This window comes from Corynebacterium sp. HMSC064E10 (assembly GCF_001812505.1).
In the GTDB taxonomy this organism is placed as follows: Bacteria; Actinomycetota; Actinomycetes; order Mycobacteriales; family Mycobacteriaceae; genus Corynebacterium; species Corynebacterium amycolatum.
This window is the reverse complement of sequence record NZ_KV809174.1, coordinates 391331-409986: the sequence shown is the minus strand read 5'-3', so window position 1 is coordinate 409986 and position 18656 is coordinate 391331. Positions and strand designations below refer to the sequence as shown.

Genomic DNA, 18656 nt, shown 5'->3' with positions numbered 1-18656 from the left:
AGTGCTACGACTCCACCTGTTCGTCGTTGTCTCCGCTGAGCTCGCGCACGATTTCGTCGGCAAGCATCGTCACAGAGCCAGCACCGATGGTCAAGATGACATCGTGCGGTTCGGCGATTTCGCGGACGCGAGCCGGGACGCTGGTGAAATGCGGCTCATACGTCACAGGGATGGTCATTTTGTTGGCGATGAGCGCACCGTCGACGCCCGGCAGTGGCTCCTCGCGGGCACCGAAGACATCGAGCAAAACAGCCTTGTCCGCCAGCGACAGGGCTGCAGCGAACTCGTCGGCAAAGTTGCGAGTACGCGAGTACAAGTGCGGCTGGAAAACAGCGATGACATTGCCACGACCGGCCTCGGTGACCAATTCCCGAGCTGCGCCGAGAACTGCGGAGACCTCGGTCGGGTGATGCGCGTAGTCGTCGTAGATACGAGCGCCAACAAATGGCCCCTCGCCGATACTGCCGTGATAGTCGAAGCGACGACGGACACCGGTGAATTCACCAAGACCGCGCGCCATACGCCCCAGATCTGCCCCGACGCAGTCGCCACCAACCATTGCGGCCAGCGCGTTGAGCGCCATGTGACGGCCGGGCTGATGCAGTTCAAACCTCACCGATGTCGAGCCAACGGTGGCCTCCACACGGGCGCCACCACCGACGGGAGTCCAGCCGTGCAAAACGGCACCAACCGGCAGCGTCGGGTGTTTAGCCAAGGCTTCTTCCCCACCATAAGCCAGCACGTTAATGCCGCGTTCCACCGCGCGCTCGCCCAATGCGGCCGCATGCGGATCCTCAGCACAGACGACCAGATGACCGCTGTCTTTAATGCGCTCTGCAAAAGCGTCAAAGACGGCGTAGTAGGTCTCGTCGTCCCCGAAAAAGTCAAGGTGATCGGGCTCGATGTTGGTAATTACGGCCACTTCCGGCTGGTAAGTCAACAACGAGGCATCTGACTCATCGGCCTCAGCAACAAAGACGTCACCACTGCCCTGGTGAGCATTGACGCCGGCCTTGCTCATTAGACCGCCAACAGCAAAAGACGGATCCAAACCAGCTGCCTGCAAAGCGGCGACGGTCATCGACGTAGTAGAGGTTTTGCCGTGAGTACCGGCAATCAGAAGGGCCCTGGAGTCCTGCATCAACAGCGCTAGCACATCGGAACGCTTGAGCACCGGAATGTCCAGCCCATGTGCACCGGCCAGCTCCGGATTCGTCTTCGGAATAGCTGCGAAGGAAATGACCACTGCCTCCGGGAACTCTCCCTCACCGGCCAGCTCGAGATTCGCACGGTCATGGCCAATGGCGATGGTGGCTCCCATCGCACGCAGTCCCACCACCGCGCGGGACTCCTTGACATCGGAACCGGTAACACGAATGCCACGCGCCAACAGGATGCGAGCGATACCGGACATGCCGGCACCGCCAATGCCAATCATGTGGACACTTGCGGGCAGCTCTCCCGTTACCGGCTGAAAGCCATCGAAATTAACGTTCATGTTTATGCTCGCTTTACTTCTTAGAGTTCACAGCTGCAGACAGCACCCGACGGGCGATGTTCTCCGCAGCGTTACCATGTCCGATATTGGCCAGGGCGCGGCGCCCGTCGGCAAGCTTTTCAGGGGACGTGACCAGCGGAATTACGATATCCGAAACTGATGCCGCAGTCAGCGACTCGTCGGCGATGAGAATGCCGCCGCCAGCATCGATGACATCGGTGGCGTTGAGTGCCTGTTCCCCATTTCCGTGTGGCAGCGGTACATACACCGCAGGCAGGCCGACAGCTGAGACTTCAGCTACCGTCATCGCACCGGAACGGCACAAAATCAGGTCAGCGGCGGAGTACGCCAGATCCATCCGGTCGATGTACGGGACAGCGACATAGGGGGCGTCCTCGCGGATGGACTCGACCTCGACGTGATTCTTCTTTCCGTAGGCATGCAGTACGGATACACCGGCCTGGGCGAGCTCTGCGGCTGCACCGCTGACAGCTTCGTTGATGGAACGCGCCCCCTGCGAACCACCGGTGACAAAGAGCACCGGTCCCTCCTGCGGTAAACCGAAGAACTCGCGGGCTTCGGCACGCTTGGCGTCGCGGTCCAGCGCCGCGAGGCTGGCACGCACGGGATTGCCGACGACCTCGGCCTTCAGACCTGAACCGGTCACAGCGGCCAGGCCGACGCCGCCGAGTGCGACACCGAGCTTATTGGCCAGACCCGCACGGGCGTTGGCCTCGTGAACCAGGAACGGAATCTTCTTCCCCGCACGACACGCCATGTAGGCAGGTGCCGATACGTAGCCGCCAAAACCGATGACCGCATCAGCGTCAATACGCTTGAAAACCTTGCGGGTCTCACGCACCGCGCGAGCGACGTTGAGAGGCAGCTTGAACAAATCCGCAGTCGGCTTGCGCGGCACCGGCACTGGCGGAATCAGTTCCAGGTCATAGCCTCGCGCCGGTACGAGGGTCGACTCCAACCCCCGATTCGTACCGAGTGCAATGACGCGGGCCTCCGGCTGCAGGTTCAAAATCGCATCCGCCACTGCCAGTGCGGGTTCGATATGGCCAGCCGTACCACCGCCGGCCACCACAATGGTCGGAGCAGAGCCATCTTCCTTGAGAAACTGCTCAGACTCCGAAGCGCCTTTCGCCCCAGCGGCTGCGCCCAGATTCTTGTCTGCCATGGTGTTATCGATTCCTCCTCCGCGGTGCTGAACCGCCATTCCTATTGTTTCGGCCCGGGCGCTGGCGCGAACGCGACTGTCCGCCACGGCCTTCGCCCCGAATCCTACTGCCCCGACCTGAGCTTGACGACGACCAGGAGCCCTGTGACCGTCCAGCCCGCGGCGACCTCGCTGTAAATCCCCAAGCCCGTCCGTTGTCACTACGAGAGGAATAATCCACTTCGCGGCCACGAACGCTGCCCGAGTTTCCGGAGCTGCCGGAGGTTCGGGAGCCACGCTGCGGAGCTGCACCTCGACCACTGCGGCTGCCTCCACTACGGCCGGCCCGATTGAATCGGTCAGCTCGACCGCTGTAGGTTTCCCGCACCTGCGCCCCCTCGCCGCGTGGAGTACGCGCACCACTGGTCACCACGGGAGGGCCGAAGCGTTGCGGATCGCGATGGGCACGCACCTTCGGCGCGTGGCGACGCGATTCGTCATACGGAATCGGCTCCGGAATACCCAGGAACCTATCCAGCGCCGGACGGCCCGAAGTCTGCATTGCAGAGACTGCTTCCGATTCGTGGCGGGCACATGTGGCCAGCAGCCCCATCGAGAACAACGTCACCATCGCCGATGTACCACCGGCGGAAATCAGCGGCAGCTGCAGACCAGTCACTGGCAACGCACCAACGACGTAGCCAATGTTGATGAAAGCCTGCACCACGGTTGCAGCAGTAATCGTGCCCGCGAGCAAACGGAGAAACGGATCGTTCTGGCGACCGGCGATACGAAGTCCCACCCAGCCGAGCGCTGCATAGAGCAAAATAACCATCAGCGCGCCGAGGAAACCAGTCTCCTCACCGATAATGGCAAAAATGAAGTCATTCTTCGCCTCCGGTAGGTATCCCCACTTCGCGCTCGACTGACCGAGGCCGACACCGGTGAGAGATCCGTCGGCAAGCGAAAGAAAGCCCTGGTAGGACTGGTAGGCATCGCCCTGCACGTCGTTGAAGTTACCGAGCAGCGAGTCCAAGTAGACCCTGATTCGCGCCGAACGGAAACCCGCGGTGACGGTGAAAATCACCATGGCAAAAGCCGCTGCAGCAAGAAGCCCGGTGATAAAGACTCGCGGCAGGCCAGCAAACCACGCCAACGCCACCACGACGAACGCCATGGAAGCAACCATGCCGAGGTCACGCTGTAGCATCACCAGTGCCAATATCACGAAGCTGACCGCGCCAAACAGCCCAAACAAATCGGTGTAGGACACAGCAGTGCGGACCTTCTCAGCCAGTAGCTTCGAGCCCCACAATGCCAGCGCAATCTTCGCGATTTCTGATGGCTGCATGGTGATCCCACCAATACTCAGCCACGAACGCGCACCGGTTTCCTCCAGACCAATGCCGATGCCAGGAATAATCACCAAAACCAGAAGCACAAAGGACAGAATCAGCGCTGCCGTCGATAGCGAGCGAATCAGCTCCACCCGCATTCGCAGCACGATCCACATGGAGATCAGACCCGCCACCACCATGACCAGCTGGCGGATAAACACCGACCACACGCTGCCCGAGTCGTTACCCGCACTGGCCATGGATGCCGACAGCACCATCACCAGGCCGATAGACGTCAGCAGTGCGACGATAATCATCAGCAGGTGGTAGTCGAACAGCGGGCGCGACTTCCAGTCGTTAAAACGCTCCACCCACGCAGGCCGCTCTCGAGCACTAGTGCTTGACGACGAGGGCTGTTGTGACTTGGTAGCCTTCGTCCCCTTTTGTGCTGTCGCGGCGCTAGCGCTTAAATTACGAGCCTTGCGGGAGTTATCCATCAGTTGACGTCACCTTCTGCGCCCATTGCGCGAACAAGTCGCCGCGTTCAGCCATACCGGAGTACATGTCCAAGCTGGCGGCAGCTGGTGCCAACAACACCACGTCCCCCGGGTTGGCATATTCACTAGCTGCCATACAGACCTTCGCCATGGCATCGACCTTGTCGGTGTCATCGATGACAACGACCGGCACAGCAGGTGCGATGCGGGAGAGCGCATCGCTGACTAGTTGCCTATCGACGCCCAGAACCACGGCGGCCTGCAGGCGATGAGCATGCTTCGCCACTAGCGGCGAGATTTCCGCGCCCTTGAGCTGGCCACCGACAATCCAAACAACACGCTCATGGCCGGACAGTGCCGCGTCGGCAGCGTGGGGATTAGTGGCCTTGGAGTCATCAATCCACACGACATCATTTGTCTTATGGACGATCTGACCGCGGTGTGCGCGAACTTCGAAAGTCTCCAGCGCCGCTGCAATTTGCTCCGGTGAAGTACCGATGCTGCGCGCCATCGCAGTGGCGGCCACCGCATCGAGAACACCTGCCCGGCCGGGAGGAGAAATTCCCGCTACCGGTGCGATGACAATGCCCGGCTCAGAGTCGTCATCTGCGGCCTCGCCACCGCCAAAAGCGCGGTCGACAATCATGCTATCGCGAACTCCGACCTGGTGTGCCTCCGGAGGACCATCGGTGAAGCCCACGACGGAGTTGCCGAGCTCATCGTTTTTCAGCATCTTTTCCACGTGCTCGACGACATCGGCGTCATCCGCGCCGTAGATTGCGACAGCACCACGCAGCGCACGGGTCTTGTCCAGACCGTAGTTTTCGTAAGAACCGTGCCAGTCGATGTGGTCTTCCGCCAGGTTCAGCAGTACTCCCGCATCTGGGCGAATATTCGGCGCCCAGTGCAATTGGAAGCTGGACAGCTCTGCGGCCAACACTTCGATACGAGGCTCAGCAGTCAGTGCATCGTACAGAGCCACGCCAATGTTGCCCACAGCTGCGCCCTGCTCCCCGAGCATGGCGGCCAGCATGGAGGTAGTTGTGGTCTTGCCGTTAGTGCCGGTGACTACCAACCAGGTACGTTTCGGCCCCCACAGCTGGGCACAGTCCCCAGCGAAAGCCAGCGCCACATCGCCGAATACCGGGACACCGGCCTCAGCGGCTGCGTCGAACAGCGGACTGGTCGGACGCCATCCCGGGGAGGTCACAATCGCAACCGCGTCGGCAAGCTCGTCGCGAGCGTCTGCGGTGGTGACATGCCGAACCGAAAAGTCAGCGGCAACCAGTGCGCCGAGGGCGGAGTCGTCCACGACGACAACTTCCGGACAGCCGATGTCCGTGAGCATCACGATGGCACCGCGACCGGAAACCCCGGCTCCTGCCACCAGAACTCGACCAGAGCGCACCGTAGCGACTAAGTCGAGATTTCGGATTTCGGTGAGGTTGGTCGGGTCTGGTGAGTTAATCATTGAAATACGCCTACCTGAGAAAGCCAGTCACTGTAGAAGATGGCTGCGCCAATCATGTTGAAAATGCCTGCGAGTAGCCAGAAGCGAACGACAACAGTTGTCTCCGCCCAACCTCCGTTTTCGAAGTGGTGATGGAGAGGAGCCATGCGGAATACGCGCTTGCCAGTCGTCTGGAAAACCGCGATTTGGATTGCCACGGAAGCAACTTCCATCACGAAGATGAAGCCAATGATAACCATCAACAGCTCAGTCTTGGTGACAAATGACAGACCCGCTACCAAACCGCCAAGAGCCAACGAACCGGTATCTCCCATGAAAATCTTTGCCGGCGCTGCATTCCACCACAGGAAGCCCAAGCATGCGCCCAGACCCGCGACGGAAATAACGGCGATATCCAGTGGATCGCGGACGTCATAGCAGCCGCTACCCAGCGAAGCCTCGCAGGAGTTACGGAACTGCCAGAAGGAAATCAGTGTGTAGGTGGCCAACAACAGCGCGGTGGCACCGGCAGCCAGGCCGTCAAGGCCATCAGTGAGATTGACGGCATTCGTCCACGCGGCAATGACGATGAAGACAAAAACCAGGAAGACAATCATACCGAACCACACCGGCCCCGGAGCCAGATTCAGGAACGGAATATCTCGAATCAGCGACAAGTTCGTCGTACCCGGCGTCAAGCCTGACGCATCCGGGAACTGCAGCAACAACACGCCGAAAATCAGCGCTGCCGCCAGCTGCCCAACCAGCTTCGCTGTCTTGTTCAGCCCCAGGTTGCGTCCTTTGTAGAGTTTGATGAAGTCATCGGCAAAACCCAATGCGCCCATCGCCAGAACCAGGAACATGACCAACAGTCCGGAGGCGGACGGCCCCACGCCAGTCTGGATATACGTAACGAGGTGAGAGAGGAAATAACCAGCGACGATTGCGGCGATGATGGCGATGCCGCCCATGGTCGGAGTTCCCCGCTTGCGCAGGTGGCTCTTTGGCCCTTCTTCACGAATCTCCTGGCCAAGACCTTCAGCAGAGAATTTGCGAATAAGCACTGGTGTTAAAAAGACACTCACCAGGAATGCAATCGCACCACTGAGAATAAGTTGAATCACTTACTTTTCCTCTCCGCTTTCACCTTCGGGCGCAGTTCCAACCTTGGCAGCTAGCGAGTCCGCGACCCGCCACATACCGTCCGCGTAGGAGGCCTTGACTAACACAACATCGTTCGGACGCACCTCAGCCGCCACCAAATCCGCGGCAGCGGATGTATCCGGCACCCTAGAAGTATTTAACCCCAACTCTTCCGCTTTGTCGGCCAAGGCATGCACATTAGAACTCTCTCCGACTGCAATTAGTCGATTGATGCCGCGGCCCACAAGGTACTCGCCCAGTGACGAGTGCTCATTCTCAGCGGAATCGCCAAGCTCCCCCATCTGTCCCAGCACCGCCCACGATGAGGCGTCCTGGTGCGTTGGGCCAGCTGCTGTACAAGCCAGAGCATCAATCCCCGCACGCATCGAATCAGGGTTGGCATTGTAGGAGTCGTTAATAACGACGATATTGCCAGTGAGCTGCTGGACATCCATGCGCCGATCCGACGCTGCCACATGCGCGGCCATCGCCTTTGCGACTTGCTCAGCATCAATACCGGACTCCACTGCCACCGCAATCGCCGCCAGGGCATTGGCCACTTGGTGCGCACCATAGACCTGCAGTTGGATCGGGAATGTACGCCCATCCGGTATATGCAGGTCAAAGGACGCACGAGCAAAATCGTCGAGCTGCACATTCGTGGCGCGGTAATCCGCAGTTGCGTGGCGTTCGGAGTTCTCATCGGCAGAGAAGAACACCACCTTCGCCTGGGTACGTGGAGCCATGCCAGTGACATAGTCATCGTCGGCATTGAGTACGGCCACACCGCCCTGCTCCGCAGCCGGCAGCGCTTCCACGAGCTCGCCCTTAGCCTGCGCGATTGCCTCGCGCGAGCCAAACTCACCAAGGTGCGCCGTACCAACATTGAGCACCGCACCGATCGTCGGTGGTGCGATGCGCGCAAGGTGGGCCACATGCCCAATTCCGCGCGCACTCATCTCCGCAACTAGGTACTTCGTCTCCGGAGTGCACTGCAGCACCGTGTACGGATGCCCAATTTCGTTGTTAAACGACCCCTTCGGAGCCACCGTCGGACCGTCGGTACGAAGCAGCGTCGCCATCATGTCCTTCGTCGACGTCTTTCCCGCCGAACCCGTCACACCGACGACATGCAGCTGATCCTTCTTCAGCTCGTCGACGACGTAACGCGCCAACTTACCAAGCGCTTCCAGCACCGCCGCCCCGGACCCATCCGGATCGTGTGCAAATGCGTCAGCATTGGAGTCCTGCTTACCAAGGGGCTTGACGACGACCGCAGGTTGCCCAACATCTCGTGCCGCCAGTGCCATCGTCGCTCCAGCTGCCATAGCCTGATCGATGAAGTCGTGACCGTCGACCCGCGCGCCCGGCAGGGCTAGGAAGAGCGAGCCTTCGCGGATCTTTCGGGAGTCGAATTCTGCGGGTTGAGTCACTGTGGCATCATCATCGACGTGGACGAGTTCACCTCCCACGATGTGAGCGATTTCCGCGGCGGTCAGGGCAATCATGATGTCTATAGTCCTTGTTGGTTAGAGTTCCAGGCGCCTAGTAAAGGATGATTTCTTGATTTTATTCGCTTACCGCGAGTGGTTCGCGGTAGGCATGTCAGGTAGTGTGCTTCCTCAGCGATTTCGGCAATCTCAATCAGCGAATCCTTCCAGTCGCTGTGTGAGTGCTTCAGCCAGCTGTTCACGGTCATCGAACGGGTGAATCACGCCACCGATATCCTGGCCGGTTTCGTGCCCTTTGCCTGCCACCACGATGCTGTCGCCGCTGCGGGCAAGCTCGACGACACGGCGAATTGCCTGGCCACGATCGCCGATTTCCTCAACAACCGTGTCAGAACTGGCCTTGCCGCTGGCAACGGCTTCCTTCGCACCAGCGACCACGGCCGCACGGATTTCAGAGGGCACCTCAGAGCGTGGATTGTCATCAGTGATGATGACGACATCGGCACCGCAAGCAGCCTCAGCTCCCATAATTGGACGCTTGGCACTATCGCGGTCGCCACCGGCGCCGACGACAACCAACACGCGACCTTCGGTCTGTGCACGCAATGTGGCCAACACCTCAGCTACTGCGGCTGGCTTGTGGGCATAGTCCACCACAGCCAGGAAGTCCTGTCCGCGATCGATGCGCTCCATCCGACCCGGCACACGTACCTGTGCCAGACCGCTCTTGGCCGCGTCATTGGCATGCCTAACCGCATCGAGCACAGCCCAGGCAACTGTGGCATTGGCAACGTTGAAAGCACCCGGCAGAGGAACTTCCACCTCAACTGTGTGAGTGTTATTTCGCGTTAGCTCCACATGCTGGACACCGTTAGTGGCGACAGTGGCTGCAGCGGCGTGCCATTCTGCAAAGACCTCGGCAGCTGGCATCTTGTCGGTTACGCGATGCTGAGTATGGACAGTGGTGACTTGGACATCCGGGTCGCCGGCAGCGATATCCGCCATGCGGACACCCCAGTCGTCGTCGATGCACACGACAGCCTTCGGTGCATGTGTCGGACCTGCAGGATCAAAGAGCTTGGCCTTGGCTTGGAAATACTCTTCCAAGGTCTTGTGGAAGTCCAGATGATCCTGCGAGAGGTTGAGGAAACATCCGACGTTGAAACTGACGCCGTCGACACGCCCCAACGACAGTGCGTGAGAAGAAACCTCCATGACAACGTGCGTCACGCCTTCAGAAAGCATCTGGTGGAACAGGCGCTGGAGGGCCGGAGCCTCTGGGGTAGTCAGGCTCGACGGAACGGCACGGCCATTGATGCGCGTGCCGGTAGTACCAATGATGCCTGTCGAGCATCCAGCTGCCAGCAGCGCGCCCTCCAGCATGTAGGTTGTGGTGGTCTTGCCAGAGGTGCCGGTAACTCCAATGATGGTCAGTGAATCCGAGGGGTGATCGTAGATTTCTGCAGCAACGTGCCCCATGACAGCCCGGACATCGTCGACGACCAGGACTGGGCGAGTCTCCCCGGCTTCCCGCAGGATTTTCAGACCTTCCTCATCAGTCAGAATCGCTGTAGCAGCCGACTGCTGCGCGTAACGCGCACCGTGCGTGCGAGTACCTGGGACGGCAGCAAACATTCCGCCTTCAGGTACGTCGGCAGCGTTGAGTTCGATTGCGGCGATATCCGTTCCTGCCGCCGCGGATTCGGTAATGCCGTCAAGTCGGCCATGCGCGAGGTTACACAATTTCGCAAGGGTGGCGGTCATTGGCTGTTCCCTCTTTCAAGTCAGTCGTTGGTGTACAACAGGTTGGAAAAATTCAAGAGATTCACTTTGCAGAAACCAAAGTAATAAAAGTCTGTGTATTAGTGCTGTCGCTGTAACTTCATTGTGGTGGTGACCTCGTTACGGCTGCAGCAACAACTTGCCCTCGCGGGGTGGCGACGGCGGTACGTTGTAGCGATTGAGCGCCCAGGCGGCAATGTCCTTAAACAGTGGGGCTGCCGACTGGCCACCTTCGCCATGGACACCGCGCTGGGGTTCATCAAGCATGATGCCAATGACAAAACGGGGATCGTCGGCAGGCGCGATACCTGCAAATGTGATGTGGTACTTGGAATTCGAGTACGCGCCGGTGTCGGGGTCGACCTTCTGCGCCGTACCTGTCTTGCCTGTGAGCGAGTATCCCTCAATACTATTGCCGGCAGCGGTACCCGACTGCTGCCCCGTGGGATCAGACTGCATAACGCCTTCAAACATGGCGCGCACAGTTTGGGCCGTCTCCGGGCTAACCACACGCACTGTTTCCGGGCGCTCTGTTGCCGTCTTCGTGCCGTCCGGGGAAATTGTCGAGCGAATCATACGCGGCGGGATGCGCTCGCCATCGTTGGCGATAGCCTGGAAAACTCCTGTCATCTGCAGCAGTGTCATGGCCATACCCTGACCAATGGGCAGGTTCGCAAACGTACCGCCGGACCACTGCGGACGCTGCGGCACCAAGCCGGAAGATTCACTGGGCAACTCGATACCCGTGGACTGCCCCAGCCCGAAGAGGTGCAGCATCTCAGCGAAGCGGTCCTGACCCAAACGCTCTGCCAGCATTAGGGTGCCGACGTTGGAAGACTTGCCGAATACACCGGTCGTCGTGAAAGCTTCCGTTCCGTGGTCCCATGCATCGCGCACCGTGACACCCGCCATATCAATAGTGCCCGGGACCTGCAGAACCTCATCGGGTGTGGTCTTGCCGTCTTCGATAGCGGCCGCGGCGGTAATGATCTTTGCTACAGAGCCGGGCTCAAATGGGTTCGATACCGCGGAGTTTCCGATAGTGCGACCCTCTTCGAGCTCGGCCCCCATATCCTTATTCGGGTTAGCCGTGTCCGCCTGCGCCATTGCTAGCACTTCGCCGGTCTTCGCGTCGAGCACAACTGCCGACGCATCTTTCGCTCCCGAGTTGGCCTTCGCCTGGTTGACCTGCTGCTGGACAAAGTACTGCATGTCTAGGTCCAGGGTCAGCTCGTATGTCGTACCGTCCACAGCCGCGTGAACATCGCGCGTGGATCCCGGGATTGCCACGCCGTTGGAGGCGATATCAATGGTCTTGCCACCGTTAATACCCTGCAAAGTGGCATCACGAGAGGCTTCAAAGCCGAACTGGCCGACGCCATCCATGCCAATCTTGCCGATGACGTTAGCCGCCGTCGCCCCATTCGGGTACTGGCGAATATCCTGACGCTCCGCCACCAGTTCCGGATACTTTTCCACGATGGCGGCGGCCTTGTCCGGATCGACATTACGCACGAGCACCTCGTAGGTGCTGTCCTCATTGCGCAGCTTCTCTAGAATGTCCTTCGAGCTCACCCGGGACGGCGCGCTCATCACCGAGTTCTCCTCGGTTTCGGGTTCCGCTTGACGACGGCGACTGCTTCCCGACTTCTCCGCGTCGATGTCGGCCACGTCGAGTAGCTTCGGCAAATCCTTGGCGATCTGCTCGAGGCGTTCATCGTAGGCAGCGACATCATCCGGGCGCTGCTTATGTGCGTCCCCAATCCACTTGCGCAAAGTGTTCGGGTGCACGGTAATACTGCGTGCCTCCATCGTGAAGGCAAGCTGAGCTCCATTACGGTCGAGAATCGCACCGCGCCGAGCTGCATCAACAACTTCCACCGTGCGCTGATTCTGTGCCGCCGCAGAAAGGTCAGGACCTGCGACGAGCTGCACCCAAGCCAAACGGGAGACCAGCACTACGACTGCGATAGCGCCTATAAACTGCAGCCAGTTGCGACGCCGGATGAAGTCCTTATTACTAATGCGCATTTTTTCGCGCGGGGGCACGCTTCGGTTGGTATTAGCATCGAGCCTCCGGCTGCGCTGACCATCCCGAACTCGACTTTGGTCTCTGCGCTCACGGGATGTAATTCGGTAAGCACGTTCGCCGAAGTCATACCCCCCTCCACGGTTGGGGTAGTCGTCTTCAGATCGAATCATGCGCTAGTGCTTTCTACTAAGTCGATTCTCCCGCGCGCGATAACGTTAGGCGGTATTCCCTGCCATCGCGAGTACTGAATTAATTAGTCTACAGTCGCCTGACCAGAAACAGTGGAACCGCCAGAATATCGGACAGTTGGCCAGTTTGGCCGTGTTTAGTTTCTAAGTTCCTACGGTGCTGGAGCTGGCTCGGGTGCCGGTGCTTCCGGTACTTCCGGCACCGAGGCTGGCGCTTCGGGCGCTTCCGGAGCTGGCGCTGGAGCTTCAGCCTCAGGCGCGGGTGCCGGAGCCGGAGCCGGCGCAGGTGCTGGTGCGGGTGCGGGTGCGTGGTTCTGCGGCGCATACGGAGCAGTAGCCGGCAACCCGTTCGGACGTGGATGCGCTTCCTCAATAGCCGGTGCCTGCATCCCCGGAACATTCTCGGTGTCCTTCGGGTTCGACGACGGCGCATGCGGATTATTCGGCGACTCACTGTTGAGGTCGATAATCTTCTGCTGCTTCTCATCGCCCGGTCGCACTTCCACGACCTTGCCTTCCGGGTCAGTAGTTAAAACGGCAGGCTGCTCCGGATTAACCATGCCCTCTTCCACGGCGCGCTGAGCGATAGCTCCAGTGGACTTCATGTACGCCACGTCGCGCTCGAGCACCTCCAGCTGGTTACGCAGCTCCTTTTCCTTGGTCTGCGCAGCATCCAGCTGCAAGGATGTCGAGGTCGAAATACCAGACAGGAACATCGCCATCACGATGCCCGCGACAACGAGAAAAATCATTAGAGCCGCACCGGCAAACTTGTGGCTATCCCTCGAGGACGTCGTAACGCGACGCCCCCGCACCGAGATAACCTGCTGAGAACCTGTGCGCCCAAACCGCCGACGCTGATAAAGATCCTTTTCCGTGCGGGCGCTGCGACCGCGCTGACGAGTCTTCGTTTTGGCACCGGCGACGGTTGCAGACGCGCCGCGGGAGGTGCGCCGGGTGGGGGCGTGCTCCGTGATTGTCGTTGCCATGCTCGAAAGTTCTCCCAGTACTTAGATTGTGAAGGGTTCGTTTGGTGCGGTTGGAAAGGGTTGGGTCAGTCGGCTCGAATTCGCTCGATACAGCGAACTCGTACCGGCGCGGCTCGGGGGTTGTCTTCGATCTCGCTTGCCGACGCCTTCTCCGCACCTCTCGTGATGAGAGAAAAGTGCGGTTCATGCCCCGGAAGCTCCATCGGGAGCCCCGGTGGGGTTGTCGACTTCACACGCTCCGCAAAGTCCTTCTTAACGATGCGGTCTTCCAGACTCTGGTAGCTCATGAACACTGCACGCCCATCGACTGCGAGTGCATCGCAGACCTGCGGCAGCACATTTTCTAGAGCTTCAAGCTCACGATTTACCTCGATACGAAGAGCCTGGAACGTACGTTTGGCCGGGTGTCCGCCCTTACGGCGAGATGCCGCCGGAATGGTTTCGTAGAGCAGCTCAACCAGACGGCCGGAGCTGGTAAACGGTTCCTTTTCCCGCTCACGCAGGATTGCCGAGGCAATCTTGCCGGCGAAGCGCTCGTCGCCGTAAGTCGAAAGGATGCGCGCGATATCACCGTGCGAATAGGTATTGAGCACATCCGCTGCGGTAATCCCCTGGCTTGCATCCATGCGCATGTCCAGCGGGGCGTCGACTCGGTAGGCGAATCCACGATTGACCTGATCAAGCTGCATCGAGGAAACACCGAGATCGAAAAGCGCACCTGCGATGCCCTTCTCAGCGGCGCGGGCAAGAATGTTCTCCGCGCCACTTCCACCAGCGGCTGCAGGAATTTCACCACTGAGCACCTCGGCGAGCGAATCAAAACGCACACGGAACCCTACAAAGCGATCACCGAAGCACGCGAGACGCTCTTCTGCCCCGCGCAATGCATTGTCATCGCGATCGAGTCCAACAACGCAGAGCTTCGGGAACTGCTCCAACAGATATTCCGTGTGCCCACCGGCACCAAGAGTGCCGTCGACAACTACTGCGTCGTCACCCAGCGCCTCGATGCCCGGGCGCAACAAATCAGTTACTCGATGAAGCAAAACGGGGACATGACCAAACTCGCCGGACTTGCGATCATCCGCAGGCGCCGATCCGTTCATTTCCCCCTCCTCACCGGGTATGTTTGTACTGGTCAGAGAATCTATCGAGTGTATTCCCGGTTTGCTTGACGACGAGTGCCGCGCCAGCAACCAGACCACACCTCATGTGCACTACTGGGAATGCCGCTATCGGTGCTTAAACAAAAAGCGGGGATGTTCACAGGGCCCCGCCTGACAGAACCTGGTATCGGGGAAGTACACCAGGGGCTATCAGGCAGAGTCCATGCGGACATTCCCTCTTTTCGGTTATTTCAAGCGGTTTATAAAACGCCGAACAGCGAGTCATCCTCACCTTCGGAGAAATCAGCTTCATGCTCCGCTTGGTAGGCCTCCCAGGACTCTTTGTCCCAGATCTCCAGAAAGTCAATAGAACCGATAACCACACACTCTTTGGAGAGATTCGCGTACCGACGGTGATCCATCGATAGCGTGATTCGCCCGGAACCATCGGGGCGCTGCTCATCGGTACTCGCCGCAAGATTTCGGATGAAAGCTCGCGCCTTGGCATTCGTCCGAGAGGCCTTAGTGGCCCGCTGAGCTAGTTTGACGAACTCCTCTTTCGGATACACCGCCAGAGAATGATCCTGCCCTTTAGTGACCATCAGGCCACCTGCGAGATCCTCGCGGAACTTCGCCGGCAACGTCAGGCGCCCTTTGTCATCAAGCTTCGGAGTATAGGTGCCCAGAAACATGCGTCACTGGCCTCCTATCCCCGTGTCAACCTCAATGTCAACGCACAAACGCTTACCAAATTCAGGGATTTAGGCATTGCCTTCAAGCAGAGCCGGAGGGCCGTGCTTTTCCCGCCGTGCCAAAATCTCGCCAAACTTTAAGCGCAAATCGGATATTCACTTCTGCAATGTTGACCAACCTCAATCAACATCACGCCCCACTTTACCCCACTATCCGCCACTATCAACACAAGAAGGAGAAAAATAGCCGCAATATCAGCGCAACCCCACCGCCGCGACATCTGGTTTAACCCACTTGACATGGGCTTTTAAAGAAACTCCTCGGCAATTAAAGTGCGAACAAAAAGTGGGTCACCCACCCGCAACCCCACAGGTAACGACGCCACACCAACCACATAGTTAACAACAGGCGGCCCACACCCCAATACACACCACTTACCTACTAAAAACCATCCAGATTCAACCTGGTCGCCGGACTTAGCCCGCTGAACTGCAACTTTGTATCGCCGGAGCCAAACTCTCAGGAATGCCGGCGACGACTGCAGACAAGAATTCCTCCACCCCAATGGCTAAGTGGGGGAAAGTGGGGACTCGCGGTGGGGCAAAGTGGGTGAGATCCTGTGGAGACGATTCGCGTCTAGAAAAACAAAAAAGTGAGGGCAAGCCACCACTGGCTTGCCCTCACTTTTTATCTTTGAGGCCTGTCCCCTAACGCCCCTCGAAGCGGCCACGGAAACGTGATTCCAACGTGGAATCACCAGAGGAACCACGACCACCCGAGGCTCCTCGACGACTCTTTGCCGCTCCAGACTTAGACTTTCCAAAGTTCAGCCCCGAAGCAGAACTAGACTTCTCCTGCTTACCGGCGCCGGTCAGAGCCCAAACGCCGGAACCGAACATAAGACCAAAGCCGGCTACCGACAACACAATGAACCAATTGCTTACAGAGAAAAGAGCGACGCCGCCAATCAGCATCAGCAGACCAAGGAGCATGAGCGCAAAAACCTGGAGCGAAAACCCACGGGGTGCGCTGTTTTCCTCCGGAAAGCTGAACGCATTTCCGGCCATCGTCGAACTAAATTTAGGATCCTCAGCGTAGAGTGCAGACTCGATTTCGTCGAGCATCCGCTGTTCGTGCTCAGATAGTCCCACAATTCCTCCATCGCCTACTTGAGCATTGCCCACCGCGATACTGGCGAGCCTCGACCCTTCAACTAACAGTGCCGATACAGCAAAGTTAATCACAGGCCACCTGCTGCTAACGCGGCGTCCGTTAGCTTCATTCTTACCCCTTCAACGGGTGACTCACCCCTATTGTTCCATGAATCCCAACAATCCCCCATTTATTTAGGAAAGCAACGCTCTAACACGCTCCCACCGGCTTACGCAGCCGCGGACAGAACACCCAGCTCGGCCCGGACAGCCCCCAAGAATGCACAACTTAAATCCCACAACTCCTGTGCCCGCCGCGAGTCAATGCGACGCGAAATACCCAACCGGACTTCCTCACGCAGTGCGGTGAACTGCTCGAATTTGGTGACCCAGCTATCAAATTCGGGCTGCTCTTTCCTTAAACGCAACCAGGCACTCTGTGTTGCCGAACGACGACGCCTAACTGCTGAGCCTGAACGAGAGCCCGAGCCAGAACCCCCAGCCGCCGATGCATCGTCGCGATTCAACAGCGCGCCTGCGCAGCGCAGTGCCGCACAGTAGGAAAGCTCCAGCATCTCATCAGAGCCGGCATTCCGAGCATTCACTAGCAGAGCCTCTGCCCGCCCCAGCAGCTCCAGCGATTGCTTTGAGACACCGACCGGGGCGACCGAACCCGACTGCGAAATCGCCCTAAACTCCACGACGTTCGACCTTGCCACCGCCCTGCTTCTCCTTTCACACAGCATTCACATGAGCACAGATTTTCCGCTTCCCCTTAGCGGGATTGACTGCAATCTATCCCCAACCCCGGACTACGCCAGACATAGTTTCGCACACCTGTTCGACTCGATGTTATTGCAGTAATCTCACAACTAAGTTCGTCTAAGTCGCTAATCTGGTCACTGTGAAATACAGCGTGGTTCCGATGACAGCAGGAGACTTCAATCTCCGCCTGCAAGAAGCAGTGGCTCTCTACATCACCGCGATGCAGTACAACCCCGCGATCTTGCCCGGTCGTCTCCATGAATGGCAGAAGCAAACCACTCAACCCGGCTTCATGGCTGCTGCAGCCATAGCTCACCCCGAAGAGCTCTCCCCTGCCCAGGCTCTCCGCGACCCGCGCTGCAGGTTGGTTGGCATCGGCTACTGCCGCACAGGATTGGACACGCACTGGTGGTATCGCCAGGTAAGAGATGGACTGCTCATGGACGGGCGCTCGCTACCGGACGTCGTCAAGCTCTTGGGCAACTACGCCGAACTGTCTGAGATTCACATACATCCCAGCTTTCAGGGGCGGGGACTCGGTAAACGGCTGCTCCGCGAGTTGGTCGATTCCCGCCCAGAGACGCGAGTTCTGTTGTCAACGCCGGAATACCCGAATGAGGCCAATAGGGCATGGCAGCTCTACCGCCAATTTGGCTTCAAGGATGTTTTAAGGAACTTTTATTTCACAGGGGACTCCCGTCCCTTTGCAGTTCTAGGAGTAGATCTTCCCCGTGACATCATCACCGAGTGAACCTTCCACACCACGTCGACGGCTTTCGCCTCTGCGCATTGCCACAGCAATGGCAGGGATTGCCGCCATCTTGCCGCTCAGCGGCTGCTTTGACGCGCAGGCTGGCATTACCATTTCCGGCGACGACAGGGTCTCGGGCACAATTCACGTAACGCCCACGGAGGAAGTCCGTTCCCAATTTGAGCAGTGGCAAGTGCCGGAAGATCTCTCCGACCGCGTCTCACAGGGAGAAATCGACTCCTCCACGGGAAAGATGGAAGTCTCGTTCAACGAGCTGCACTTCATTGAACTCACCGATACGCTCCGACAGCTTTCCGACGATCGCATAGACATCGACCTAGACCGTACCGGTGGCGGCAAGATTTCGATGAACGGTCACATGGATTTGACTCATCTGCCCGGCGCGAAGGTTGATTTCGTCGTCGCGTTCCCGGAGCAGGTTACTGACTCCAATGGCCGCCAGACCGAACCGAACAAGGTGGAGTGGCAGCTCGCCAGTGGCGAGAACCATAATGTATGGGCTTCGTCGCCGGCTGGATCCACCAAGCGGAATCAATTCCTCTTGTTTGCCGGTGTGACCACAGCCGCCGGTGTCCTGGCTTCAGTACTAGGCGTCCTGTGGGCGCGAAGAATCCGCGACATGCAGGACTTTTAGCAA

At 58.8% G+C, this 18656-nt stretch carries 15 protein-coding genes; 2 read left to right on the top strand and 13 right to left on the bottom strand.

Features of this window, described 5'->3' with window-relative positions; all coding sequences use genetic code 11:
• Positions 1 to 4: 4 nt before the first annotated feature.
• The 13 genes from murC to HMPREF2860_RS10055 all read right to left on the bottom strand — a co-directional run bounded on the left by murC (position 5) and on the right by HMPREF2860_RS10055 (position 17201).
• Entirely contained in the window at positions 5 to 1498 is a 1494-nt protein-coding gene (gene murC, locus HMPREF2860_RS10115; RefSeq protein ID WP_049182131.1) for a UDP-N-acetylmuramate--L-alanine ligase, read from the bottom strand.
• A 13-nt stretch (positions 1499 to 1511) separates the two neighbouring features.
• Positions 1512 to 2684 (bottom strand): undecaprenyldiphospho-muramoylpentapeptide beta-N-acetylglucosaminyltransferase, encoded by a 1173-nt coding sequence (gene murG, locus HMPREF2860_RS10110; RefSeq protein ID WP_049182132.1) that lies wholly within the window; start codon positions 2682 to 2684, stop codon positions 1512 to 1514.
• A 4-nt stretch (positions 2685 to 2688) separates the two neighbouring features.
• The gene (gene ftsW, locus HMPREF2860_RS10105) at positions 2689 to 4497 is read right to left on the bottom strand and encodes a putative lipid II flippase FtsW (RefSeq protein WP_049182133.1); all 1809 of its coding nucleotides are present in this window, start codon (positions 4495 to 4497) and stop codon (positions 2689 to 2691) included.
• On the bottom strand, positions 4490 to 5968 hold the full coding sequence (murD, locus tag HMPREF2860_RS10100) for a UDP-N-acetylmuramoyl-L-alanine--D-glutamate ligase (RefSeq protein WP_038625807.1): 1479 nt from the start codon (positions 5966 to 5968) through the stop codon (positions 4490 to 4492). Before murD ends, ftsW begins: the two co-directional genes overlap by 8 nt.
• Positions 5965 to 7071 carry a phospho-N-acetylmuramoyl-pentapeptide-transferase gene (gene mraY / locus HMPREF2860_RS10095; protein WP_070600864.1) on the bottom strand — a complete coding sequence of 369 codons (1107 nt, stop codon included), beginning with the start codon at positions 7069 to 7071 and terminating at the stop codon, positions 5965 to 5967. The genes murD and mraY overlap by 4 nt, the downstream gene beginning before the upstream one ends.
• Positions 7072 to 8598, bottom strand: a complete 1527-nt coding sequence (gene murF, locus HMPREF2860_RS10090) for a UDP-N-acetylmuramoyl-tripeptide--D-alanyl-D-alanine ligase (protein WP_070628879.1) — start codon at positions 8596 to 8598, stop codon at positions 7072 to 7074.
• Between the two features lie 132 nt (positions 8599 to 8730).
• Positions 8731 to 10305, bottom strand: coding sequence for a UDP-N-acetylmuramoyl-L-alanyl-D-glutamate--2,6-diaminopimelate ligase (locus HMPREF2860_RS10085; RefSeq protein ID WP_049182139.1), 1575 nt, complete (start codon positions 10303 to 10305; stop codon positions 8731 to 8733).
• 138 nt (positions 10306 to 10443) lie between these two features.
• Entirely contained in the window at positions 10444 to 12525 is a 2082-nt protein-coding gene (locus HMPREF2860_RS10080; protein WP_080972917.1) for a peptidoglycan D,D-transpeptidase FtsI family protein, read from the bottom strand.
• A gap of 170 nt (positions 12526 to 12695) precedes the next feature.
• Entirely contained in the window at positions 12696 to 13532 is an 837-nt protein-coding gene (locus tag HMPREF2860_RS10075) for a cell division protein FtsL (RefSeq protein ID WP_049182142.1), read from the bottom strand.
• A gap of 65 nt (positions 13533 to 13597) precedes the next feature.
• Positions 13598 to 14638 carry a 16S rRNA (cytosine(1402)-N(4))-methyltransferase RsmH gene (gene rsmH / locus HMPREF2860_RS10070; RefSeq protein WP_049182143.1) on the bottom strand — a complete coding sequence of 347 codons (1041 nt, stop codon included), beginning with the start codon at positions 14636 to 14638 and terminating at the stop codon, positions 13598 to 13600.
• A 260-nt stretch (positions 14639 to 14898) separates the two neighbouring features.
• On the bottom strand, positions 14899 to 15330 hold the full coding sequence (gene mraZ, locus HMPREF2860_RS10065) for a division/cell wall cluster transcriptional repressor MraZ (RefSeq protein WP_005510286.1): 432 nt from the start codon (positions 15328 to 15330) through the stop codon (positions 14899 to 14901).
• A 708-nt stretch (positions 15331 to 16038) separates the two neighbouring features.
• Positions 16039 to 16482 carry a DUF3040 domain-containing protein gene (locus HMPREF2860_RS10060; protein WP_070628941.1) on the bottom strand — a complete coding sequence of 148 codons (444 nt, stop codon included), beginning with the start codon at positions 16480 to 16482 and terminating at the stop codon, positions 16039 to 16041.
• 230 nt (positions 16483 to 16712) lie between these two features.
• Positions 16713 to 17201: an SAV_6107 family HEPN domain-containing protein gene (locus HMPREF2860_RS10055; RefSeq protein ID WP_049182145.1), complete on the bottom strand. Its 489-nt coding sequence runs from the start codon at positions 17199 to 17201 to the stop codon at positions 16713 to 16715.
• Positions 17202 to 17407: 206 nt separating this feature from the next.
• Here HMPREF2860_RS10055 and HMPREF2860_RS10050 point away from each other — a divergent pair, with 206 nt between their 5' ends.
• Together HMPREF2860_RS10050 and HMPREF2860_RS10045 are read left to right on the top strand one after the other, a co-directional pair.
• A complete protein-coding gene (locus HMPREF2860_RS10050; RefSeq protein WP_049182147.1) occupies positions 17408 to 17998 on the top strand; it encodes a GNAT family N-acetyltransferase in 591 nt (196 codons plus the stop codon).
• Positions 17979 to 18653: an LppM family (lipo)protein gene (locus HMPREF2860_RS10045; protein ID WP_049182148.1), complete on the top strand. Its 675-nt coding sequence runs from the start codon at positions 17979 to 17981 to the stop codon at positions 18651 to 18653. Before HMPREF2860_RS10050 ends, HMPREF2860_RS10045 begins: the two co-directional genes overlap by 20 nt.
• Positions 18654 to 18656: the final 3 nt, after the last annotated feature.